We start from the raw sequence: 22,466 nt of genomic DNA, 5'->3' as shown, positions 1-22,466 counted from the left end.
TGCCTGATCGCCGCCCCGACCGGGCAATGCGGGCACTCCGCGACTCAGCCGAGGACGGGCAGGGGGGCGGTCGTCGGGCCGCGGCGGGCCGGCTGCGGCGCCCGGTGGGCCAGCTGCTGGCGCAACTGGGCACGGCCGCGGTGGATCCGCGAGCGCACGGTGCCCAACTTGATGCCCAGCGTCTGGGCCACCTCTTCGTAGGTGAACCCCTCGATGTCGCTCAGCACGACGGCGGCGCGGAACTGGGGCGAGAGCGAGTCCAGGGCACGCTGCACGTCGTCGTCGAAGTGGGTGGCGTCGTACGCCGCCTCCGGGCCGAGCGAGCGGCTGGGGATCCGGGCCGCGGCGTCCTCGCTGAGTGCGTCGAAGCGGATCCGCTGCTTGCGCCGCGCCTTGTCCAGGAACAGGTTGGTGGTGATCCGGTGCAACCAACCCTCGAAGGTGCCGGGGCGGTAGGTCTGCAGCGAGCGGAAGACCCGGACGAAGACGTCGTGGGTCAGGTCCTCGGCATCGTGCTGGTTGCCGGTGAGCCGGTAGGCGAGCCGGTAGACGCGGGCGGAGTGGTCACGCACGATCTCGTCCCAGGACGGCGGCTGCCAGTCCTGTTCCTCGTGCGTCCGCTCGTCCATCGTGTCCTCCGTGGCTCCGCCGACTGCCGGGGTCGGCGTGATTCGTGGTGACCAGACTGGCAGCAGATCCTGGGAATTACCTGAGCGCCCCGGGGAGGTTAGGGTTGGCCCCATGGGTGCACAGAAACCGGCCTCGTGGGCCTACACCGAGGACTTCATCACGCCGACCGAGGTGATCGAGCAGGCCGGGGGTCGCGGGGAGTCGCTGGGCTGCATGCCGGTCAGCGCCGGGGTCGGTGCGGCACTGCGGCTGCTGGCCGCCTCGCTGCGCGCCACGCACGTGGTGGAGATCGGCACCGGCGCCGGGGTCTCCGGCCTGTGGTTGCTCGAGGGGATGGCCCCGGACGGCATCCTGACCTCGATCGACATCGAGCCGGAGCACCAGCGGGCCGCCAAGGAGGCCTTCGCCGCAGCGGGCATCCCCACCCAGCGGACCCGGGTGATCGGCGGGGACGCCGGTCAGGTGCTGCCGCGGCTCACCGACGGTGCCTACGACCTCGTGCTGGTCGACGCGGACAAGCCCAGCTACCCCGTGTATGCCGAGCAGGCCATCCGGCTGCTCCGGTCCGGCGGTGTCCTGGTGATGGACAACATGCTGTGGCACGACCAGGTCGCCGACCCCGCGGCCCGGGACGAGACCACGACGATCCTGCGGGACCTGGGCAAGACGCTGCGTGAGGACGAGCGGCTGATCCCGACCCTGCTCCCGGTCGGGGACGGGCTGCTCGCCGCCGTCAAGCGCTGAGCAAGGAAGACCCCCCACGCCGACGACCGGCGCGAGGGGGTCTTCGTCTCGGGCCGGAGCCCGTGAGGTGTGTGGGTGGGAACCCGGGCTCAGCCGCCCAGGCACTCCTCGATGGCGGCGCCCAGGGCGCCGGCCTCCTCGGCGTTCATCTCCACCACGAGCCTGCCGCCACCCTCGAGCGGCATCCGAAGCACGATGCCACGGCCCTCCTTGGTCACCTCGAGGGGGCCGTCCCCCGTACGCGGCTTCATCGCTGCCATCGTGAACCCTTCCTCCTGCCGCGGCGCACCGCGGTGCCCGCCGCCGAAGTGCCGCGGGCTACGATCACTGCCCCCATTATCCCCTGTCCGTGCCGATGGTCGAAATCCTCCCTACGGCACACTGGAGCGGTGCGCGCGCGATCGGCTGTCTTCGACCTCTACGGTGACCACCTCACCGAGTTCGGCTCGTGGGCACCCATCTCCAGCGTGGTGACGTTGCTGGGGTCCTGCGGGATCCGTCCTGCGGCGACCCGTACCGCGGTATCCCGGATGGTGACCCAGGACTGGCTGGCCCCGGCGCGCCGCAACGGGGTGCGGGGCTACCTCGCGACGCCGGCCGCCACCGCCCGGTTGGCGGCCGCCCACCAACGCATCTACCGGCCGGTCGAGGTGCCCTGGGACGGCCGGTGGCGGGTCATCGTGCTGGACCGGGCCGGCGACCGGGCGCAGCGGGACCGGGTGGCGGCGACGCTCGGCTACCTCGGGTACGGACGTCTGGCGGCCCAGACCTGGGTGGCGGCCCATCCCAACCCGGAGCTGGAGTCCGCGCTGGGGCCGCTCGGGGTCGGTTGGCAGTCCTTCGCGGCCGACCACCTGGGCGAGCCGGCCACGCTGGCTGCCCAGGCGTGGGACCTGACCGACCTGGCGGCGCGCTACCACGGGTTCCTCGACCGGTATGCCGAGCTGGTGGCCGGCGGCCGTGCCGACCTGACCCCGGAGGAGGCCTACCCGATCCGTGCCGAGCTGGTGCACCGGTGGCGCAGTTTCCTCTTCATCGACCCGGAGCTGCCCGCGGGGGTGCTCCCGCAGGGGTGGCCGGGCAACGCGGCACGGGCCCTCTTCCTGGAGGCAGCCGAGACACTGCGACCGGCAGCCCGTACATTCGTCAGCGACACCCTCGCCCTCGCCGGGGCGCCACTGACAGGAGCCGAGTGATGACCCAACCGCCCGCCGACCAGCCCGCGAGCCCGGAGCAGCACACCGTCGTCGTCGAGCGGGCCGCGGGGGTGGCCACGGTCCGGTTCAACCGCCCGGAGGCGATGAACTCCCTGGACACGCCGACCAAGGTCGCGCTGCTGGAGGCGCTGCAGGACGTCGCGGCCGACCCCGGGGTCCGGTGCGTCGTCCTGACCGGGTCGGGACGGGCCTTCTGCGTGGGGCAGGACCTCAAGGAGCACATCAAGCTCCTGCAAGCCGAGGACCAGTCGCTGTGGCGCACCGTCCCCGAGCACTACAACCCGATCGTCACCCTGCTGGCCACGATGGACAAGCCGGTCATCGCCGCGGTCAACGGGGTGGCCGCCGGGGCCGGGGCCGCGTTCGCGATGGCCGCGGACCTGCGGATCGTCGCCGACACGGCGGGGTTCAACCTGGCCTTCGTCGGGATCGCGCTGTCCTGCGACTCCGGGTCCTCCTGGTCGCTCCCGCGCCTGGTCGGCACCGCCAAGGCCAAGGAACTGCTGCTGCTGCCGCGCACCGTGCCCGCGGACGAGGCGGCCGCGATCGGGCTGGCCACCGAGGTCGTCCCCGCCGACCAGCTGGCCGACCACGTCGCCGCCCTCGCCGCCCGGCTGGCGGCCGGGCCGACCCGGGCCTACGGTGCGGTCCGGCGGGCCGTGGAGGTCTCGGCCGGGGCCCCGCTGGAGCAGGCGCTGGAGCACGAGGCCGGGTTGATGGCCGAGACGGGTGCCAGCGCCGACCACCGCGCCGCCGTCGCGGCCTTCCTGGCCAAGGAGACGCCGGTCTTCACCGGCGAGTGAGCACCCACCGTCACGGCGGGTCGTCGCGCGGTGGCACGAACATGAACAGCTCCCAGGTCCACCAGACCTGCCAGCCCAGGAACAGCACCAGGAGGACCACCAGGCGGGTACCGGTGAGCCAGGTGGGCTGGACGTACCCCTTGCGGTCCCCCGGTCGCCAGCCCGCGCCGACGAAGACCACGAACAGCGGGAACATCATCAGCAGGTAGCGGTAGATGCTCGTCCACGGGTCGAGCGCCGCCGCCAGGTAGAACGGGTAGGCCAACAGCCAGGCGCGCAGCTCGGCACCGAGCGCCCGCGCCCACGGCCCCAGCACGGCGACCAGGAGCAGCACCGTCCCGCCCAGCAGCAACCAGGTCCCCCGGTCGCCGAACAGGAACTCCAGCAGGTCCAAGGTCGGTTGGAAGGGCGAGATCTCCTCCCCGCCGCGCCAGGCAGACATCGTGGTCGTGTAGCCGTCCGGTTCCCCGGTGCCCCGCCAGACCAGGGCCGGCCAGATCAACCCGGAGACCCCGCAGCCCACCAGGGCGGCCAGCATCCGCAGCACCTCCCCGGCACCCAGGGGACGCTCGCCGCGGGCCCGCCAGCGCAGGAAGACGGCCACCAGTGCCACGACCCCCAGCGGCAGCGCGATCGGGCGGGCCAGACCGGTGAGCACGGCCACTCCGGCGGCCCACAGCCACCGTTCCTTGCTCAGGAGCAGCAGCACCAGGCAGAGCAGCAGGATGGCCAGCGACTCGGTGTAGGCGACCTGGAGCGTCGGCGAGGCGGGGAACGCGGCATACAGCGTGACGGCCGCCAGGGTGCCGACCCGACCCACCCGCTCGTGCAGCAGCAACGCCATGACCAGCACCGCGGCATACCCGATGACCGTGGCCAACAGCGGGGCGACGACCTCGAAGGGCTGACCGGTCAGGTGCATGAGCAGGGCCGCGGTCTTCGGGAAGATCGGGTAGAACGCCCAGGGGTTCTGCCGCACCGTGCCGTCCTCGTAGCGCGGCAGCTCCGGCGGGTAGCCCTGCTCGGCGATCTCGCGGTACCACTTGCCGTCCCAGGCGGTGGCCACGTCGAAGTAGCGGGGGTACTCGTCGGTGAAGATCACCGGGTCCTGCTGGCTGTGCGTGATCCAGAGCAGCACGGCGGTGGTGAACAGCCGCAGGACGGTATAGATCGCGAGGACGGTCAGCAGGAACCGTCCGGTGGGCCGGGTGGTCATGCGGCGCGGACCTGCGCGACCATCCGGTCCAGGGCACGCCCGAACAGCCACCGGGTGACGAGGTCGCTGAGCAGGGTCAGGCGGCGTCCCAACCATGGGGGACGGACCGTGATCTCCTCGGTCCACCGCACCGTGGTGCCGGCCGCCCCCGCGACGAACCGGACGTCGGCCCAGCCGTCCAGCACGGGGCCGAGCTTGCGGACGCTGAACCGGTGCGGCGGCTCCCACGCGGTGACCGTCATCCGGTCGACCACCACGAGCGGTCCGACGCCGGTGCGCGCGGTGAACGACCAGCCCACCCCCACCGGCAGCGGGTCGGTCTCCAGGGTGGTGGCCACGACGAACCGTCCGTATGCCGTGAGGTCGCCGACGACGGCGAACGTGGCCTCCAGGTCGGCGGGGACCACCCGGACCAGCTCAACGGCCCCCATGCCCGGTCTCCTCGCCCCCGCCCGGGAGACCGCCGCCCTCGTCCCCGGTGACGGCCAGGTCGTCCCCCGCGCCCGGCTCCTCCCCGGCCCTCTCGGCACGGAGCAGCGCGATCTCGGCGTCCCGGGTCCGCACCTCGTCGACGAGCCGCTCCAGGACCGCGTCCACCTGCGACATCCGGTAGCCGCGGGGGACCATGTCGAACCGGAGCGCGGCCAGGTCGGCGGGCTCCATGCCCCCGCGCGGCAGCCCGGCCGCGGACTCCGAGCTCACCGGCGGGAGGAGGCCGCCGGCCGGGATGCGTCCGGCGAGAACCGCGGCGACGAGCCCGGCTAGCAGCACCACGACGACCACGAGCAGGATGATCACGGCTCGCCCCCGGCCCCGCGGGATCCCACCACGTGGTCCACCGCCTCGTCGACGTCGTCGGTCAGGTGGAGCAGGTCCAGGTCCTTCGGCGAGATCGTGCCCTCGGCCAGCAGGGCCTCCTGCAACCAGTCGACCATGGGCCGCCAGAACCGGGTGCCGAGCAGCGCGATCGGGAACCTGGTGATCTTGCCGGTCTGCACGAGGGTGACCGCCTCGAACATCTCGTCCAGCGTGCCGAACCCCCCGGGGAGCACGATGAAGCCCTGGGCGTACTTGACGAACATCGTCTTGCGGGCGAAGAAGTACCGGAAGTTGATGCCGAGGTTGACGTAGGGGTTCAGGCCCGCCTCGAAGGGCAGTTCGATGCCCAGCCCGACCGAGGTGCCCCCGGCCTCGGTGGCGCCCTTGTTGGCCGCCTCCATGGTGCCCGGGCCTCCCCCGGTGATCACCGCGAAGCCGCGCTCCACGACGGTCCGCCCGACCCGTTCGGCCAGCTCGTAGGTGGGGTGGCCGGGCTCGGTCCGGGCCGAGCCGAAGACGCTGATCGCCGGGCCGATCTCGGACAGCGTGCCGAAACCCTCGACGAACTCGGCCTGGATCCGCAGCACCCGCCAGGGGTCGGTGTGCACCCAGTCAGCGGGCCCGGCACTGTCCAGCAGCCGCTGGTCGGTGGTGGTGGCCGGCACCTGGCGGCCCCGCAGGGTCACCGGTCCCTGGAGGTGTTCCCTCTGATCAGTCACGGGCACGAACCTAGTCGGCGACGCTGTGCCGTGCACGTCCCGGGTCGGGACGTCCGCCCCGGTGGGTCAGGACAGCCAGCGCAGGAGCGCCTGCTCGCACTCGCCGAGCTGGCGCAGCAGGCACCGCTCGTCGGCCATGTGCGCGAACCTGCTCTCGCCCGGCCCGAAGTTCACCGCCGGGATCCCGAGGGCGCTGAACCGGGCCACGTCCGTCCAGCCCTGCTTGGCCCGCACCGGGAGGCCGAGCGCGGTCACGAAGTCGGCGGCGGCCGGCAGGTGCAGCCCCGGGCGGGCGCCGTCGACCGCGTCCACGACCTCCACCTCGAGCCCGGCGAAGACCTCCTCCTGCAGGTGTCGGACCGCGGCCGCCGCGTCGCGCTCCGGGGCGAACCGGTAGTTCACCGTGACCACCGCGTGGTCGGGGATGACGTTGTCGGCGATCCCCCCGCTCACCGCCACCGCGTTCAGCGACTGGCGGTAGGTGAGGCCGTCGACGTCGACGTCCGGCAGGTCCGCGGCGGTGATCCGGTCGAGCACCCCGGCGAGGTCGTGCACGGCGTTGTGCCCCATCCACGGCCGGGCCGAGTGGCAGGCCGTGCCGCGGGTGTGCACCCGGACGGTGACGTACCCGTTGCAGCCGCCCTCGACCCCGTCGTCGCTGGGCTCCAGCAGCACCGCGAAGTCGCCCCGGAGCAGCTCCGGACGCTCCCGGGACAAGCGGGCGAGACCGTTGTGTTCGTCGGCCACCTCCTCGCCGTCGTAGAAGACGTAGGTGACGTCCCGGGTGGGCGCCGTCAACTGCCCGGCCAACCGCAGCTGCACAGCCACCCCGCCCTTCATGTCGGTGGTCCCCCGTCCGACCAGGTAGTCCTCCTCGATGCGCACCGGCAGGTTCGGCGGGTCGGTCAGCGGCACCGTGTCCAGGTGCCCGGCCAGCACGACCCGTTCCGCCCGGCCGAGGTCGGTCCGGGCCACCACGACGTTCCCGTCCCGCACCACCTCCAGGTGCGGCAGCGGGGTCAGCGCCGCCTGCACGGCGTCGGCGATCGCCTGCTCCTCCATGCTCACCGAGGGGATGTCGCACAGGGCGGCGGTGAGGGTCACCACGTCGGCGGTCAGGTCCAGCCCGGGGTGCGTCGCGGGGGCGTCGGTGCTCATGGCGGACCACCCTAGGTTGCCGACCTACACTGAGCGTCATGCCCCCCGACGACCATGGCCACCGGCTGCCCGAGAGCGGTCGCACGACCCGCCGCGGTCGGTCCGCGGCGGGCACCGCCGTGCTCGCCGTGGCCCTCCTGGCCGCCGGGGCCGGCGGGGTCCTGGGAGCCCGCTGGGTACTCACCGAGCTCCGGTCGCAGGAGTGCGAGTTCCGGGCGGCGGAGCGGACCGAGACGTTCACCCCCGAGCAGTCCGCCAACGCCGCCACCATCACCATGGTCGCGGTCGAGCGTGACCTGCCGCGGCGCGCCGTGTCCATCGCGCTGGCCACCGCCATCCAGGAGTCGGGGTTGCGCAACATCACCTACGGGGACGCCGACTCCGTCGGACTGTTCCAGCAGCGCCCCAGCCAGGGCTGGGGCACCGAGGAGGAGATCCTGGACCCCGTCTACGCCTCCCACGCCTTCTACGACGCCCTGCTCGAGGTCCCGGGCTGGCAGGACCTGGAGATCACCGTCGCGGCCCAGGAGGTGCAGCGCAGCGCCTACCCCGACGCGTATGCCGACCACGAGTGGGAGGGCCGGGTCCTCGCTTCCACGCTCACCGGGGAGACCCCTGCCGGCATGGGGTGCTCGCTGGACCCGGCCGGGGAGTCCGGGTCGGCCACCGACCTGCTCGCCAAGGCCGAGCGCACGTTCGGTGCCTCGGGGCAGGTGGAGGGCACCACGCTGACGATCACCGCCGCCTCCGAGGACTCGGCCTGGGCGGTCGCCGCATGGGCCGTCGCGCACGCCGAGGCCGAGTCGGTGGTCTCGGTGCAGGTCGACGGTATGCAGTGGGACCGGTCCCAGGAGACCCCGACCTGGCACAACGATGAGGACGGCGGCGCCAGCGGCGCCACCGTCCTCATCACGGTTGCCGGTTAGCCCGGCCCCACCCTCTCAGCGCTGGTCGGAGGGCGTCCAGTCGCGGACGGGGGACCCGGTGTACAGCTGCCGGGGGCGACCGATCCGGGTCTGCGGGTCGTTGATCATCTCGCGCCACTGGGCGATCCAGCCGGGCAGCCGACCGATCGCGAACAGCACGGTGAACATGTTGGAGGGGAAGCCCATCGACTCGTAGATCAGGCCGGTGTAGAAGTCGACGTTCGGGTAGAGCTTGCGCTCGACGAAGTACTCGTCCTCGAGGGCGGTCTGCTCCAGCTCCAGGGCCAGGTCCAGCAGCGGGTTGCCGCCGCCGACCTTGGAGAAGATCTCGTGGGCGGTGCGCTTGACGATGGCGGCGCGCGGGTCATAGTTCTTGTAGACCCGGTGGCCGAAGCCCATCAGCTTGACGCCCTCCTCCTTGTTCTTGACCTTCTTGACGAAGTCCTTGACGTCGCCGCCGTTGGCCTTGATCTCCTCGAGCATGGTGAGGACCGCGGAGTTTGCCCCACCGTGCAGCGGGCCGGACAGCGCGTGGATCCCGGCGGAGATCGAGGAGAACAGGTTGGCCTCGGAGGACCCGACGAGACGCACGGTGGAGGTGGAGCAGTTCTGCTCGTGGTCGGCGTGCAGGATGAACAGTTGGTCGAGCGCCCGGGCGACGGTCGGGTCCAGCTCGTAGGCCTCGGTCGGCTGGCCGAAGGTCATCCAGAGGAAGTTCTCGACCAGGTTGTAGTCGTTGTTCGGGTAGAGGAACGGCTGGCCCTGGCTCTTGCGGAACGCATAGGCCGCGATGGTCGGCAGCTTGGCCATCAGCCGGATGGTGGAGATCTCCACCTGCTCGGGGTCGAACGGGTCCAGGCTGTCCTGGTAGAAGGTGCCCAGCGCGGAGACCGCGGAGGAGAGCACCGGCATCGGGTGGGCGTCGCGCGGAAAACCGCCGAAGAAGCCCTTCATGTCCTCCACGAGCAGCGTGTGCTTGCGGATCCGCTGGTCGAAGTCGTCCAACTGCTGGGCGGTCGGGAGCTCGCCGTAGATGAGCAGGTAGCTGGTCTCCAGGAAGTTGGACTTCTCGGCCAGCTGCTCGATCGGGTAGCCGCGGTAGCGCAGGATGCCCTGGGCGCCGTCGATGTAGGTGATCTCCGAGGAACACGAGGCGGTGTTCCCGTAGCCCACGTCCAGCGTCACGTCGCCGGTCTCCTTGAGCAGTGCGGAGATGTCGAGACCGTTGTTGCCCTCGACCGCCGGGACGAAGGGGAGGTCCAGTTCGTGGTCACCGTGTCGCAGTGTGGCGTTCTCGCTCATATATTCCTCCTGCTCGTGCCCTTCGGGCAGCGGGCCGACGCGCGGCCCTGGTTCGATGGATGGATGTGGTGCAGGAGTGGACGCGTGGGCACCCGCCCCCTGCGGGCGGAGTCACTCGTCGTGTTCCTGCGGAGGTAGGTCCGCGATGATCGGGTGGTCCTTGGGGATCAGTCCGAGCTTGGCTGCGCCGCCCGGGCTGCCGAGGTCGTCGAAGAACTCGACGTTGGCCTTGTAGTAGTCCGCCCACTGCTCCGGGACGTCGTCCTCGTAGTAGATCGCCTCCACGGGGCACACCGGCTCGCAGGCACCGCAGTCGACGCACTCGTCCGGGTGGATGTACAGCGAGCGCTCACCCTCGTAGATGCAGTCGACTGGGCATTCCTCGATGCATGCCTTGTCCTTGAGGTCGACACAGGGTTGGGCGATCACGTAGGTCATGGGGACAACTCCTGCTCGTGGAACTGCTGGTGCGGCGGTCCGGCACCGGGGCACCCCGGGCCGGAATACTCCGCCGATTGTATGCCGGGGCAGCACTGCCGGCCGAACCAGGCCCACTGGCCGGGGCTCATCCGCCGGTGCAGACGACCTCGTCCGAGGCGTTGTAGTGGGTGGTGTAGGAGCGCCGGTCGACCTCGTCACCGCCGCGCAACAGCACCCTCGTCACGGTGACGTCGAACCCGACCTGCGGTGACTGGTAGAGACAGTTCGGGCTGTCGTCGGTCTTGCGTCCGGGCTGCACGACGTTGGACCGCCCGCTGGTGTGCGTCTGGACCGTGTACTGACGGTCGCCCCAGAAGCGCATCACGATCTCGTCGCCCTCGATCCGGGTCTGCACGATGATCGGGCTGTCGGTGTCGTTGGTCCACTTGTTGTCGATCACCGGGACCGAGATGGTGGCCTCGCGTCCCTCCGGGTAGCGGGAGATGTAGTAGGAGTGCGGCGTGAACTCGTCCAGCTGCACGCCGGACTCCCACGCGGTGTTGAGCACGGTCGTGGAGACCTGCGACAGGCCACCGCCCAGGCCCTCGACGAGCCGCCCGTCGGAGATGACACCGGCCTTGACGTACCCGGCGTCCTCGGTGATCGGGGACAGCGCGTCGCCCAGGCTGAACTGGTCCCCCGGCATGACCACGGTGCCGTTGACGTGGCCCAGGCCGACCCGGATGTTCTCGGTGCGGTCCTCGTTGCCCGGCGTCGTGGGGAACTGGCTGCGGAACTCACCCATCTTCTCGTCGATGGTCCACTTCGCGGCGTCCTCGTCGGTGATCTTGGGGTCGACCGGGGTCGTGCCGACCCGGATCCACCGCGACCCGTCCTCGAACAGGGCACGGTTGACCTTGGTCAACAGCTCCTCGGAGTCCAGCACCCGCCCCTTGTCGGCCTTGATCAACTGCGGCTTGCCGTTGCTCCCGAGCCGGACGGAGGCATTCTGCGGGGTCTTCTCGGCCTTGCCGAGGGCGCCGCGGGCGACCTCGACGGTCCCCTCCTCGTCCAGCACCAGGGAGAGCGTGTGGTCCTCGCTCTCCTCCACGGTCAGCAGCCGCGACAGCTGGTTGGGCGTGATGGCGGCGTCGTACTTGCTGCCGACCTTGATCACGATCGAGGAGTCGAGGGCCGGCTCGGCCTCCTCGGAGACGAACCGATCGATCTCCTCGGCGGACAGGGCGGGGAGCACCGGCTCCCAGCTGCCCTCCACCTCGCGGGTGTCCGGCCATCCGGCCTCGACGGCATCGGCCGTGCCGGCGACGTCGAGGCTGCGCCCCTCGACCGGTTCCTTGACGTCCACGGTGCCGAGCTTGAGCGCGACGCTGCCCTCCTTCGCCTCCTGCCCGAAGGCGTCGGCGTGCTCGGCGACGGCGTCCTCGAGCTGGGCCCGGTCCACGGTGTCGACCAGCTCGAGCTCCCTGCCGCTGTCGGTCACCCGGCTCCAGAGCACCCGCGGGTCGTAGCTGACCCCGGCGATCCCCTCCAGCGTGGCGTCCACGTCCAGCCCGAGTCCCGCGGTCGCCGGGTCCAACGAGATCTGCTCACCGTCGATCTCCACCACGACCGGGTCGGTGGCCAGGTCCTCCAGCTTGGCGGTGACGGTCTCCCGTGCGTCCTCTGGGGTGATGTTGCCAATGTCCACGCCGTGCACGGTGGTGCCGTTGGGGATCCGGTTGCCGAAGTACTGCGCGATCCCGAAGTAGGCCGCGCCCAGCACGGCCAGCGCCAGCAGGGTGCGGATGGTGATCCCCAACCACTCATTGCGCTGCGGCTCCTCGTGCAGCGTGCTCTCGGTCTCCATCGTCAGCTTTCCCTCATCGGCTGTCCCTCGTGGTCGCGGCGCTCCCGCCCGCCAGCAGTATGCCTGCTCCGCCTGACAGTCTCGGGGACCCCGGCCCGGTCACGCCGCCGGTGTTCCCTACTGCCACGTTGAATGCCCGGTCACGTTCCCCGCTGAGGATGAGCCAATCTGTCGTGGGGATCACCGAGATCGATCTCGTAGAAGTCGAACCCTTCCTGCCCAGACCCATCGGGCTCGTAGCCCATGGCTTGGTATGCGGCGCCTGCGGGCCCCTGGTTCGCGTACCAGAACACGTAGCGAACTGGTTGCGAGCGCGCCCAGGACTCCACCGCCTCCATCAGGAGTCTTGCCACTCCTCGGCGTCGGTGAGCGGGTGCGGTGTAGAGGTCGTCCAGCTTGACCGTGCGGTGCGTGTTCCCGGATCGCAGATGCTGTCCCAGGTCGTGTAGGGCGGCATAGCCAAGGAGCGCTCCGCCCTCGTCGACGGCGACGAGGATCGGGTGGTCGACGGATGCGCAGAAGAGTGGGAATCGATCGCGCAGTGCGGCCTCATCATCGACGAACCCCATGTCCAAGAGCATCGGAAGGAGCAGTTCGAGATCACCGGGCTCGGCCAGACGTGCCCTCATGGTGACATGAACCTCCCTGCGAGTCGCGGCTCAGGGCAGGATCCCGTAGCGCCCGCGGAAGTGCACCAGGGCGGCCTCGACCCGGGCCGGGCTCTCCACGGAGAGCACCTCGCCCACGACCAGGGTGTGGTCGCCCGCGGGGTGGGCGGCCACCGTGCGGCACTCGAGGGTGGCCAGTGCCCCGTCGAGCAGCGCGACCCCGGTCTGCGGGCCCCGGTGGTGGGCGATCCGGTCCAGTTGGCCGTGCAGGGGACGTCCCGGCGAGGCCAACCACTCGGCCGTGGGTCGGCCGTGCTCGCCGAGGATGCTCACCCCCCACACCCCGGACTCCGCGACGGCCTCGTGCCACCGGGAGTCCTGCTCGACGCTGACCAGCATCAGCACCGGGTACAGGGAGACGCTCGTCACCGAGTTGGCGGTCATCGCGTGGTCGTGCCGGCCGGCGAAGGTCGTCACCACCGTGACCCCGGTGGCGAACCGGCCGATCGCCCGGCGGTACTCCAGCGGGTCCACCGGCTCCCCGGCCGCCCCGGTGCCGTCCGACGGCACCGGCTGCCCGCTCACGGTGCTCCCCCTCCGGTCGGCTCACCCGCGCCCGACGACCTCCCGGCGCCAGCCGGTCCCCCCGGGAACGTCCCGTCGGGGTCCAGCAGGGCATATCCCTCCCGCCCCGCGAGCCGCGCGGCGATGTCGTTGGAGAGTGCATAGTAGCCGTCGTAGACGGTGACCTGCGTCGCGTGCTCCCGCAGCGCGGCGACCTGGGACCCCAGCGCCGCCGGGTCCACCACCGCGTGGGTGACCAGGTCGTCGTCCACGACGGACACGGCATACGGCTCGTCCGGGCCCGGCACGGTGAGCCCGGCGTCCGCGGGCACGTGCCCGGCCAGCCAGGCGCGGTCCTCCCGCGCCCAGGAGGACGGCGTGAGCACGGCATACAGCAGCGGACGCGCGGCCGGGGGCAGCGAGCGGACCGCGGCCACCGTCACCTCGTGGGTGCGGATGTGGTCCGGGTGCCCGTAGCCACCCTGCGGGTCGTAGGTGAGGACGGCGTCGGGGGCCAGTTCGGCCAGCCGGGCCGCCAACAGTTCCGCGGCCTGTGCCAGGTCGGCCCCCACGAACGCCCGCGGGTGCTCCGCACTGGCGGTGCCGGCCATCCCGCTGTCGCGCCAGCGCGGGACGGGGCCACCGAGGTACTCGTGGTCCACCCCGAGGCGGGCCATCGCGGCCGACAGCTCCCCGGCGCGGTAGGGGCCGAGCGCGTCGCTCCCCTCCAGGTGCGCCAGGTCCGGCGGGATGACCTCCCCCTCCTCCCCCAGGGTGCAGGTGATCACGTGCACCCGGTCGCCGCGGGCCACGTGGTGCGCCAGCGCGACCCCGGTCGCCAGGGTCTCGTCGTCCGGGTGGGCGTGCACGGCGACCAGCACCCCGGGGGAATCCCCCGGGAGCAGCGGTCGGCGCCCGGCGCTCATGACCTGCGGGCCCTCGCTGTGGCCCGGTTGCGCTCCACGTGGTCCAGCACCACCTTGCGGATCCGGACCGCCTCCGGCGTCACCTCGACGCACTCGTCCTCGCGACAGAACTCCAGGCTCTGCTCCAGGCTCAGCCGGCGCGGCGGGATCAGCCGTTCGAGGACGTCGGCCCCGGCTGACCGGACGTTGGTGAGCTTGCGTTCCTTGGTGATGTTGACGTCCATGTCGTCGGCGCGGGAGTTCTCCCCGACGATCATCCCCTCGTAGACCTCGGTCGTGGGCTCGACGAAGAGGGTTCCCCGCTCCTGCAGGTTGAACATCGCGTATGTCGTCGCGGCGCCGGACCGGTCGGCGACCAGCGAGCCGCTCTGCCGGGTGCGGATCTCCCCGAACCACGGCGCGTACCCGTCGAACACGTGGTGCGCGATGCCGGTGCCCCGGGTCTCGGTGAGGAACTCGGTGCGGAACCCGATCAGACCGCGGGAGGGCACGACATACTCCATCCGGACCCAGCCCGTGCCGTGGTTGCTCATCTGGTCCATCCGGCCCTTGCGGGCCGCCAGCAGCTGGGTGATCGTCCCCAGGTGCTCCTCGGGGGCGTCGATGGTCAGGTGCTCGACCGGTTCGTGCAGGGCGCCGTCGACCGTCCTGGTCACCACCTGCGGCTTCCCGACGGTCAGCTCGAACCCCTCCCGGCGCATCTGCTCCACCAGGATGGCCAGCGCCAGCTCGCCGCGGCCCTGCACCTCCCAGGTGTCCGGACGCTCGGTCGGCAGCACCCGCAGCGAGACGTTGCCGACGAGCTCCTTGTCCAGCCGGTCCTTGACCAGGCGGGCGGTGACCTTGGCGCCCTTCACCCGCCCGACCAGCGGGGAGGTGTTGGTGCCGATGGTCATCGAGATCGCCGGTTCGTCGACCGTGATCAACGGCAGCGGCCGGGGGTCGTCGGCGTCGGCCAGGGTCTCCCCGATGGTGATCTCCGGGATCCCGGCGATCGCGATGATGTCGCCCGGGCCGGCCTCGTCGGCGGGCACCCGCTCCAGCGCCTCGGTGAGCAGCAGCTCGGTGATCTTGACCTTCTCGGTCGACCCGTCCCGGCGGCACCAGGCCACCTGCTGACCCTTGCGGATCGTGCCGGAACGCACCCGGCACAGCGCGAGACGTCCCAGGAACGGAGAGGAGTCCAGGTTGGTCACGTGCGCCTGCAGCGGGACCTCCGGGTCGTAGGACGGGGCCGGGATGGTCTCCAGGAGGGTGCGGAACAACGGCTCGAGGTTCTCCTCCTCGGGCAGCTCGCCGTCGGCGGGACGGGTCAGCGAGGCCCGTCCGGCCTTGGCCGAGGCGTAGACGATCGGGAAGTCCAGGCCCTCCTCCAGCCCCGCGTCGTCCATCAGGTCCAGAAACAGGTCCTCGACCTCGCCCACCACGGCCTCGATCCGGGCGTCCGGACGGTCCACCTTGTTGACGCACAGGATGACCGGGAGCCTGGCCGCGAGCGCCTTGCGGAGCACGAAGCGGGTCTGCGGCAGCGGGCCCTCGGAGGCATCGACCAGCAGGACCACCCCGTCGACCATGGACAGGCCGCGCTCGACCTCACCGCCGAAGTCGGCGTGGCCGGGGGTGTCGATGATGTTGATCGTCACGCCGTCGACCTGGCCCAGGGCCGCCGCGGACGGGCCGGCGTAGGAGATCGCGGTGTTCTTGGCCAGGATCGTGATGCCCTTCTCCCGCTCCAGGTCCCCGGAGTCCATCACCCGCTCGACGGCGTGGGCGGCGGCAGCGTGCTCGGCGAACGCGCCGGCCTGCCAGAGCATGGCGTCGACCAGGGTGGTCTTGCCGTGGTCGACGTGGGCGATGATGGCGACGTTACGGACGTCGTCGCGTGAGGCTAAAGGCATTTGCTCATTGTCTCAGCCCGCGAGCATCCGCTGCGCCACGGCCGTGACGATCGCCACATTGGTGCGCAGCCAGGGCACGCTGTGCAGGTCCTCCGGCGCCAGCCACCGCAGTGCGTCGTGGTCCTCCAGCGGTTCCGGTCGGTGCTGCGGGACCGCCCACCACAGGTGCATCCGCCAGGCGCCGGTCAACGGCCACCCCTCCTCGTGCGGCGCGGGCAGTCGGTCCCCCAACGTCAGCTCCGTGCCCAGCTCCTCGCGCAGCTCGCGCCGCAGGGCCTGCACCAGGTCCTCGCCCGGCTCGACCTTGCCGCCGGGGAACTCCCAGCAGCCAGCCAGCTCCGGCGGCGCGCTGCGCCGGGCGGCCAGCAGCCGGGTGGGCCGCACCAGGTCGTCGACCAACAGGGCGGCGACGACGGTCATGGTGGGCACGGTGCGTCAGTATGCCGTGTCGTCCCGTGTCTCAAGTCGATCAAGGTTCTGCAACGAGTGGTGGCGAATGCTTCCCCACCCCCGTGGCTGCGCGTAGGGTTCCGCCCATTCCGACCAGGCTCGTCCCAGGCGTCAAGGCCCTGGAGAGCCCCTTCGAGGAGGCACGATGATCAACCGCAAGTTTGCGGCAGCCGCCGGCGTAGCCGCCATGGCGCTGGTCCTGTCGTCCTGCGCGCAGTCCCAGCGCGACGACGACACCGGCGGCGACGGTGGTGGCGACGCCGGCAGCGAGACCGACGGCGGCTCCGGTGAGGCTCCCGAGCCCACCGACGGCACGTTCGTCTTCGGGGCGGCGGGTGCGCCGACCACCTTCGACCCGTTCTACGCCAGCGACGGCGAAACCTTCCGGGTGTCCCGGCAGATCTTCCAGAACCTGGTCGGTATCGAGGCCGGCGGCACCGAGGGAGTCCCCGAGCTCGCCACCGACTGGGAGGGCAGCGAGGACGGCCTGACCTGGACCTTCAACCTCCAGGAGGGCGTGACCTTCCACGACGGCACGGACTTCAACGCCGAGGCCGTCTGCGCCAACTTCGAGCGGTGGGCCGACCAGAACGAGGTCGGGCAGAACCCGGCCGTGGCCTACTACTACGGCAACGACTTCGGCTTCGGCGACGACTCGCTCTACGGTGGCTGCGAGGCGACCGAGGAGCTCACCGCCGAGATCACCATCACCCGCCCCACCGGCAAGTTCCCGATGGTGCTCAGCCAGTCGGCATACGCGATCCAGTCGCCCACGGCGATGGAGGAGTACAACGCCAACGACGTCAAGGCCGAGGGTGAGGCATTCGTCTACCCTGAGTATGCCGAGGAGCACCCGACCGGCACCGGCCCGTTCAAGTTCGAGTCCTACGACAACGCCGGCGCCACGGTGACCCTGGTCCGCAACGACGACTACTGGGGCGACGCCGCGGGCGTGGCCAACCTGGTCTTCAAGATCATCCCGGACGAGAACGCCCGCCGGCAGGAGCTCGAGGCCGGCACCATCAACGGCTACGACCTGCCGAACCCGGTCGACTGGGCCTCCCTGGAGGAGGGCGGCAACCAGGTGATGATCCGTGACCCGTTCAACATCCTCTACCTGGCGCTGAACTCGGTGGCCGACCCGCAGCTGGAGGACCCGCTGATCCGGCAGGCCCTCTACCACGCCATCGACCGCGAGACGCTGGTCCAGAACCAGCTGCCCGAGGGAGCCGAGGTGGCCACCCAGTTCATCCCGAACACGGTGAGCGGCTACAACAGCTCGATCGAGCCGTACGCCTACGACCCGGACCTGGCCAAGGACCTGCTCGCCGAGGCCGGCGCCTCCGACCTGACCATCGACCTCTGGTACCCGACCGAGGTCACCCGCCCGTACCTGCCGGACCCGCAGCGCATCTACGACGCGGTGAAGGCCGACTGGGAGGCCGTCGGCGTGACGGTGAACCCGGTGTCCAAGCCCTGGTCCGGTGGCTACATCGACGGCACCCAGCAGTCGCAGGCCCCGGCCTTCTTCCTCGGCTGGACCGGAGACCTGAACTCGGCGGACAACTTCCTGTGCGCCTTCTTCTGCGGTGACGACAACCAGTTCGGCACCGAGCCGCTGCCGTTCCACCAGGAGCTGCAGGACGCGCTGCGGGCCGCCGACGGCGAGCCGGACGAGGAGACCCGCACGGCGATGTACGAGGAGCTCAACGCCAACATCATGAGCGAGGACTGGCTGCCCGGTCTGCCGATCTCGCACAGCCCGCCGGCGATCGTGGTCGGTCCGAACGTCGAGGGGCTGATCGCCAGCCCGTTGACGGCCGAGGACTTCTCCACGGTCACGGTCACCGAGTAAGCAGCACAGCACCACCACCCGCCCTGCGTCAGCGCTGACGCAGCCGGACACACGACGGGCTGGGCTACTCTGGCCCAGCCCGTCGCCGTGTCCGGGCACCCAGCCGTACCGGACCACTGGAGGACAAGTGCTGAAATTCATCGTGCGCCGGCTGCTCCAAGCAGTGCTGGCCATGTTCATGATGAGCCTGTTGCTCTTCGCCTGGCTACGCTCGCTGCCCGGTGGTCCCGTCTCCGCCCTGCTCGGCGAGCGCGGCACCCCGGAGTCCGCAGCGGCGCTGCGCGAGCAGCTGGGGCTCAACGACTCGATCTTCGTGCAGTACTGGCGGTTCCTGACCCGGGCCGTCCAGGGCGACTTCGGCATCTCCAACGGGGTCTTCCGGGGCCAGCCCGCGATGGAGGTCTTCCTCCAGCGCTTCCCCGCCACCATCGAGCTGAGCATCATCGCGATCGCGATCGCCCTGGTCCTGGCGATCCCGCTGGGCTACCTGGCGGCACGGCGCCGCGGCGGGATCTTCGACACCGGCAGCGTGATCTTCTCCCTGGTGGGTGTCGCCGTCCCCGTCTTCTTCCTCGCCTACGTGCTGAAGTACATCTTCGCCGTCCGGTGGGGCCTGTTGCCCCCGTCGGGGAGGTCCGGCGTCGGGATCAACGCCACGCACATCACCAACTTCTACATCCTCGACGGCATCATGACCCGGGAGTGGGACGCCGTCTGGGACGCCCTCAAGCACCTGATCCTGCCGGCGCTCGCGCTCAGCTCGATCCCGTTCGCGATCATCTTCCGGATCACCCGGGCCTCGGTGATCGAGGTGATGGACGAGGACTACGTGCGGACCGCGCGGGCCAAGGGCCTGACCTCCTCGACCATCCGGGGCCGGCACATCATGCGCAACGCCCTGATCCCGGTCGTCACGATCATCGGCTTGCAGATCGGTGCCCTGCTGGCCGGCGCCGTGCTGACCGAGAAGGTCTTCGCCTTCCCCGGGATCGGCGACGCCCTGGCCCAGGGCTTCACGTTGCGGGACTACCCCATCCTCCAGGTGGTCATCATGATGGCCGCGCTGATCTACATCATCGTCAACCTGCTGGTCGATATCGCCTACGCGATCATCGATCCACGCGTCCGGACCCGGTGAAAGGGCTGTGATGGCGACAGACACCACGTTCGGTCAACGCAAGAAGGACCGGATCGACAGCCTGGCCGAGGCCGGCACCCTGTCCAAGGACGAAGGGGTCAGCCTGCTCCAGAGCGCGTGGCGCCGGCTGCGCCGCGACCCGGTCTTCCTGATCGGGCTGACCATCGTCTCGGTCTTCGTCCTGGTGGCGATCATCGCCCCGTTCGTGGCCCCGTTCGACCCGACGAAGGCGGTGCCGGAGCTGCGGTCCCAGATCAGCCCGGCCACCCCGATCCCGCCCGCCCAGGAGGGCCACCTGCTCGGTGGCGACAATGCCGGGCGCGACCTCTTCTCCCGGTTGCTGGTCGGGTCCCGACAGACCCTGATCGTGGGCGTGCTGGCCACCCTCGGCGGTCTCGCCGGAGGGATGCTGCTCGGCACCCTGGCCGGCGGCATCGGCGGGTGGATGGACAGCGCGGTCATGCGGGTGGTCGACGTGATGCTCTCCATCCCGTCCCTGTTGATGGCCTTCTCCATCGCGGCGATGTTCGCCCGCCCCAGCCAGTGGACGGTGATCCTGGCGATCGCCATCATCCAGGTGCCGATCTTCGCCCGGCTGCTGCGCGGGTCGATGCTCTCCCAGCGGCACAGCGACCACGTGCTCGCCGCCCGCGCCCTCGGCGTGAAACCGGCCGCCATCGTCTTCCGGCACATGCTGCCCAACTCGCTCGGTCCGGTGATCGTCCAGGGCACCCTGGTGCTGGCCGTGGCGATCATCGACGCCGCCGCCCTGTCCTTCCTCGGGTTGGGCAACCCGGACGACTCCGTCCCGGAGTGGGGCCAGATGCTCGGCGCAGCGCAGCGGTTCTTCAACACCTTCCCGCACATCGCGGTCTACCCGGCGATCTGCATCATCGTGGTCGCGCTCGGCTTCACCCTGATGGGTGAGTCGCTGCGCGAGGCCCTCGACCCCAAGTCACGGAGGTGACGACGGTGAGTTCTGCGACAACCGGTGCACTCCTGGAGGTCGAGGACCTCCGGGTCACCTTCGGCCAGAAGGGCAAGCGGCAGTTCACCGCCGTGGACGGCGTGAGCTTCACCGTCAACCCGGGCGAGACCGTCGGCCTGGTCGGCGAGTCAGGTTGCGGCAAGTCCGTCACCTCGTTGGCGATCATGCGCCTGCTCCCGAACCGCGGCAACACCGTCACCGGCTCGGTCCGGTTCGCCGGTCAGGACCTGTTCTCGCTGTCCGACGGTGAGATGCGGGACCGTCGTGGCCGGGACCTGGCGATGATCTTCCAGGACCCGCTCAGCTCGCTGAACCCGGTGGTGCCGCTGGGCACCCAGGTCACCGAGGTGCTGCAGCGACACAAGGGGATGAAGCGCGGGCCGGCCAAGACCCGGGCCACCGAACTGCTCGACAAGGTCGGCATCCCGGACCCCACGCGACGGCTCAGCGAGTATCCCCACCAGCTCTCCGGCGGGATGCGGCAGCGGGCACTCATCGCGATGGCGCTGGCCTGCGAGCCACGGCTGCTGATCGCCGACGAGCCCACGACCGCCCTGGACGTCACCATCCAGGCGCAGATCCTGGCGCTACTGCGCGAGTTGGTGGTCGACTCCGGCACCGCCCTGATCATGATCACCCACGACCTCGGCGTCGTGGCCGGTCTGTGCGACGAGGTCAACGTGCTCTACGGGGGCCGGATCGTGGAGCGCGCCCAGCGACACGACCTGTTCAAGGTCCCGCGGCACCCCTACACCGGTGGCCTGCTGGCCTCCATCCCCCGGCTGGACGACCCCCGCGGGCGCCGGCTCAGCCCGGTCCCCGGCTCGGTCGCCGACAACATCCCGTGGGACTCCGCCTGCGCCTTCGCCCCCCGGTGCAGCAGCGCGATCGACACGTGCCGCACCGTCACCCCTGACCTGGTGGCCGACGACGCCGTACCGGACGCCCGGCTGCTCCGGTGCCACAACCCGTTGCCCGTCGACGGCAGCCAGGCCCCGACCGCCCCGGCGGACCCGACCACGACGACGGAGGCCAGCTGATGAGCGAGCAGACGCCCGACCCCGCGACCGAGCCGGACGGCGGCGCCACGACCGCGACCGCCGAGCGGGACGTCCTGGTCGACGTCCGCGGCGTCAAGGTGCACTTCCCGATCAAGCGCGGGATCATCTTCGACCGGACCGTCGGCCACGTCTACGCGGTGGACGGCATGGACCTGCAGATCCTGCGCGGTGAGACCTACGGGCTGGTCGGCGAGTCCGGGTGCGGCAAGTCGACCTTCGGCCGGGCGCTGCTGCAGCTGGAGGAACTCACCGAGGGCGAGGTGGTCTTCGACGGCACCGACCTGGCCTCCCTCAAGGGCGAGGCGCTGCGACGTCGCCGCCACGACATGCAGATGGTCTTCCAGGACCCGCTCGGCAGCCTGGACCCCCGACAGACCGTGGAGCAGCTCCTGCTGGAGGGGATGAAGGCACACGGGCTGGTCAAGGGCCAGGACGCCCACGAGCGCCTCGTGGGGCTCCTGCAGGCCGTGGGGCTGCCCAAGACGGCGCTGCAGAAGTACCCGCACGAGTTCTCCGGCGGTCAGCGGCAGCGGGTCGGGATCGCCCGGGCACTGTCCGTCGACCCCAAGTTGATCGTGGCCGACGAGCCGGTCAGCGCCCTCGACGTCTCGGTGCAGGCGCAGGTGGTCAACCTGTTGGAGGACCTGCAGGAGGAGTTCGGTCTCACCTACCTGGTGATCGCGCACGACCTCGCCGTGGTCCGGCACATCAGCGACCGGGTCGGCGTGATGTACCTCGGGTCCCTGGTGGAGGAGGCGGACGCGGACGACCTCTACGCGTTGCCCCTCCACCCCTACACCCGGGCGCTGATGTCCGCCGTGCCCGTCCCGGACCCGGTCGTGGAGGACAGCAGGGAGCAGATCCTGCTCGCCGGCGACCTGCCGAGCCCGGCCAACCCGCCGAGCGGCTGCCGGTTCCACACCCGCTGCCCGTGGCGGCAGGAGACCCGGTGTGACACCGAACGTCCCGAGCTGCGCACGCTGCAGGTCGAGGGCGCGACGCAGAGCCACCGGGTCGCCTGCCACTGGGCCGAGCAGATCGCGTCCGGTGAACTGCAACCGCACGCCGTCGAGATCCAGGTCACCGACCCGACCGAGGGTGCGAGCGACACGGGTGAGGAGTTCTTCGGCCCCGCCTCCGTGAGCGAGGTCGGCTGA

At 70.8% G+C, this 22,466-nt stretch carries 24 protein-coding genes; 9 read left to right on the top strand and 15 right to left on the bottom strand.

The genetic code is table 11. The features are described 5' to 3' along the window. Window positions 1-44: 44 nt before the first annotated feature. The gene (gene sigE, locus FB467_RS06185; protein WP_141784319.1) at window positions 45-629 is read right to left on the bottom strand and encodes an RNA polymerase sigma factor SigE; all 585 of its coding nucleotides are present in this window, start codon (window positions 627-629) and stop codon (window positions 45-47) included. A 112-nt stretch (window positions 630-741) separates the two neighbouring features. Here sigE and FB467_RS06180 point away from each other — a divergent pair, with 112 nt between their 5' ends. After that, window positions 742-1,374: an O-methyltransferase gene (locus FB467_RS06180; protein WP_141784318.1), complete on the top strand. Its 633-nt coding sequence runs from the start codon at window positions 742-744 to the stop codon at window positions 1,372-1,374. Window positions 1,375-1,463: 89 nt separating this feature from the next. Here the strand turns inward: FB467_RS06180 and FB467_RS18445 are convergent, their stop codons facing one another. Then, window positions 1,464-1,634, bottom strand: coding sequence for a DUF3117 domain-containing protein (locus FB467_RS18445; protein ID WP_170230595.1), 171 nt, complete (start codon window positions 1,632-1,634; stop codon window positions 1,464-1,466). 129 nt (window positions 1,635-1,763) lie between these two features. On the opposite strand from FB467_RS18445, the gene FB467_RS06175 reads away from it, so the two are divergent. Together FB467_RS06175 and FB467_RS06170 are read left to right on the top strand one after the other, a co-directional pair. Next, a complete protein-coding gene (locus FB467_RS06175; protein ID WP_170230593.1) occupies window positions 1,764-2,570 on the top strand; it encodes a PaaX family transcriptional regulator in 807 nt (268 codons plus the stop codon). Further along, complete coding sequence (locus tag FB467_RS06170) at window positions 2,570-3,394, top strand: enoyl-CoA hydratase/isomerase family protein (RefSeq protein ID WP_141784316.1); 825 nt, start codon at window positions 2,570-2,572, stop codon at window positions 3,392-3,394. Before FB467_RS06175 ends, FB467_RS06170 begins: the two co-directional genes overlap by 1 nt. 10 nt (window positions 3,395-3,404) lie before the next feature. Here the strand turns inward: FB467_RS06170 and FB467_RS06165 are convergent, their stop codons facing one another. From FB467_RS06165 to dapE, 5 genes are all read right to left on the bottom strand, one after another. Next, window positions 3,405-4,610 (bottom strand): hypothetical protein, encoded by a 1,206-nt coding sequence (locus tag FB467_RS06165; RefSeq protein ID WP_141784315.1) that lies wholly within the window; start codon window positions 4,608-4,610, stop codon window positions 3,405-3,407. After that, a complete protein-coding gene (locus tag FB467_RS06160; protein WP_141784314.1) occupies window positions 4,607-5,041 on the bottom strand; it encodes an SRPBCC family protein in 435 nt (144 codons plus the stop codon). Before FB467_RS06160 ends, FB467_RS06165 begins: the two co-directional genes overlap by 4 nt. After that, on the bottom strand, window positions 5,028-5,408 hold the full coding sequence (locus FB467_RS06155; protein WP_141784313.1) for a DivIVA domain-containing protein: 381 nt from the start codon (window positions 5,406-5,408) through the stop codon (window positions 5,028-5,030). Before FB467_RS06155 ends, FB467_RS06160 begins: the two co-directional genes overlap by 14 nt. Continuing rightward, entirely contained in the window at window positions 5,405-6,148 is a 744-nt protein-coding gene (locus FB467_RS06150) for an LOG family protein (protein ID WP_141784312.1), read from the bottom strand. Before FB467_RS06150 ends, FB467_RS06155 begins: the two co-directional genes overlap by 4 nt. A gap of 66 nt (window positions 6,149-6,214) precedes the next feature. Continuing rightward, window positions 6,215-7,306 carry a succinyl-diaminopimelate desuccinylase gene (gene dapE, locus FB467_RS06145; RefSeq protein WP_141784311.1) on the bottom strand — a complete coding sequence of 364 codons (1,092 nt, stop codon included), beginning with the start codon at window positions 7,304-7,306 and terminating at the stop codon, window positions 6,215-6,217. Between the two features lie 38 nt (window positions 7,307-7,344). Between dapE and FB467_RS06140 the strand changes: the two genes are divergently transcribed. After that, window positions 7,345-8,232, top strand: a complete 888-nt coding sequence (locus FB467_RS06140) for a hypothetical protein (protein ID WP_141784310.1) — start codon at window positions 7,345-7,347, stop codon at window positions 8,230-8,232. A gap of 15 nt (window positions 8,233-8,247) precedes the next feature. On the opposite strand, the gene FB467_RS06135 is transcribed toward FB467_RS06140, so the two are convergent. From FB467_RS06135 to FB467_RS06100, 8 genes are all read right to left on the bottom strand, one after another. Beyond that, window positions 8,248-9,534: a citrate synthase gene (locus tag FB467_RS06135; RefSeq protein ID WP_141784309.1), complete on the bottom strand. Its 1,287-nt coding sequence runs from the start codon at window positions 9,532-9,534 to the stop codon at window positions 8,248-8,250. 111 nt (window positions 9,535-9,645) lie between these two features. Next, on the bottom strand, window positions 9,646-9,972 hold the full coding sequence (fdxA, locus tag FB467_RS06130) for a ferredoxin (protein WP_056883366.1): 327 nt from the start codon (window positions 9,970-9,972) through the stop codon (window positions 9,646-9,648). 127 nt (window positions 9,973-10,099) lie between these two features. Further along, window positions 10,100-11,821: a VanW family protein gene (locus FB467_RS06125; RefSeq protein WP_141784308.1), complete on the bottom strand. Its 1,722-nt coding sequence runs from the start codon at window positions 11,819-11,821 to the stop codon at window positions 10,100-10,102. A 140-nt stretch (window positions 11,822-11,961) separates the two neighbouring features. Continuing rightward, the gene (locus tag FB467_RS06120) at window positions 11,962-12,450 is read right to left on the bottom strand and encodes a GNAT family N-acetyltransferase (protein WP_211350565.1); all 489 of its coding nucleotides are present in this window, start codon (window positions 12,448-12,450) and stop codon (window positions 11,962-11,964) included. 30 nt (window positions 12,451-12,480) lie between these two features. Continuing rightward, the gene (locus FB467_RS06115) at window positions 12,481-13,014 is read right to left on the bottom strand and encodes a flavin reductase family protein (protein WP_228392997.1); all 534 of its coding nucleotides are present in this window, start codon (window positions 13,012-13,014) and stop codon (window positions 12,481-12,483) included. Continuing rightward, on the bottom strand, window positions 13,011-13,919 hold the full coding sequence (mshB, locus tag FB467_RS06110) for an N-acetyl-1-D-myo-inositol-2-amino-2-deoxy-alpha-D-glucopyranoside deacetylase (protein WP_141784307.1): 909 nt from the start codon (window positions 13,917-13,919) through the stop codon (window positions 13,011-13,013). The genes FB467_RS06115 and mshB overlap by 4 nt, the downstream gene beginning before the upstream one ends. Further along, window positions 13,916-15,817: a translational GTPase TypA gene (typA, locus tag FB467_RS06105; RefSeq protein WP_141784306.1), complete on the bottom strand. Its 1,902-nt coding sequence runs from the start codon at window positions 15,815-15,817 to the stop codon at window positions 13,916-13,918. Before typA ends, mshB begins: the two co-directional genes overlap by 4 nt. Window positions 15,818-15,829: 12 nt before the next feature. Next, window positions 15,830-16,237 (bottom strand): (deoxy)nucleoside triphosphate pyrophosphohydrolase, encoded by a 408-nt coding sequence (locus FB467_RS06100; RefSeq protein ID WP_141786496.1) that lies wholly within the window; start codon window positions 16,235-16,237, stop codon window positions 15,830-15,832. Window positions 16,238-16,412: 175 nt separating this feature from the next. On the opposite strand from FB467_RS06100, the gene FB467_RS06095 reads away from it, so the two are divergent. The 5 genes from FB467_RS06095 (at window position 16,413) to FB467_RS06075 (ending at window position 22,466) form a co-directional block, all read left to right on the top strand. After that, on the top strand, window positions 16,413-18,122 hold the full coding sequence (locus FB467_RS06095) for an ABC transporter substrate-binding protein (protein ID WP_141784305.1): 1,710 nt from the start codon (window positions 16,413-16,415) through the stop codon (window positions 18,120-18,122). Between the two features lie 127 nt (window positions 18,123-18,249). Continuing rightward, entirely contained in the window at window positions 18,250-19,260 is a 1,011-nt protein-coding gene (locus FB467_RS06090) for an ABC transporter permease (protein ID WP_141784304.1), read from the top strand. Between the two features lie 10 nt (window positions 19,261-19,270). After that, a complete protein-coding gene (locus tag FB467_RS06085) occupies window positions 19,271-20,227 on the top strand; it encodes an ABC transporter permease (protein ID WP_141784303.1) in 957 nt (318 codons plus the stop codon). Next, window positions 20,224-21,288, top strand: coding sequence for an ABC transporter ATP-binding protein (locus FB467_RS06080; protein ID WP_211350564.1), 1,065 nt, complete (start codon window positions 20,224-20,226; stop codon window positions 21,286-21,288). Before FB467_RS06085 ends, FB467_RS06080 begins: the two co-directional genes overlap by 4 nt. Continuing rightward, complete coding sequence (locus FB467_RS06075) at window positions 21,288-22,466, top strand: ABC transporter ATP-binding protein (RefSeq protein ID WP_141784301.1); 1,179 nt, start codon at window positions 21,288-21,290, stop codon at window positions 22,464-22,466. The genes FB467_RS06080 and FB467_RS06075 overlap by 1 nt, the downstream gene beginning before the upstream one ends.

Source organism: Ornithinicoccus hortensis, from assembly GCF_006716185.1.
GTDB classification, from domain to species: domain Bacteria; phylum Actinomycetota; class Actinomycetes; order Actinomycetales; family Dermatophilaceae; genus Ornithinicoccus; species Ornithinicoccus hortensis.
This window is presented reverse-complemented; position numbering and strand designations above follow the sequence as displayed.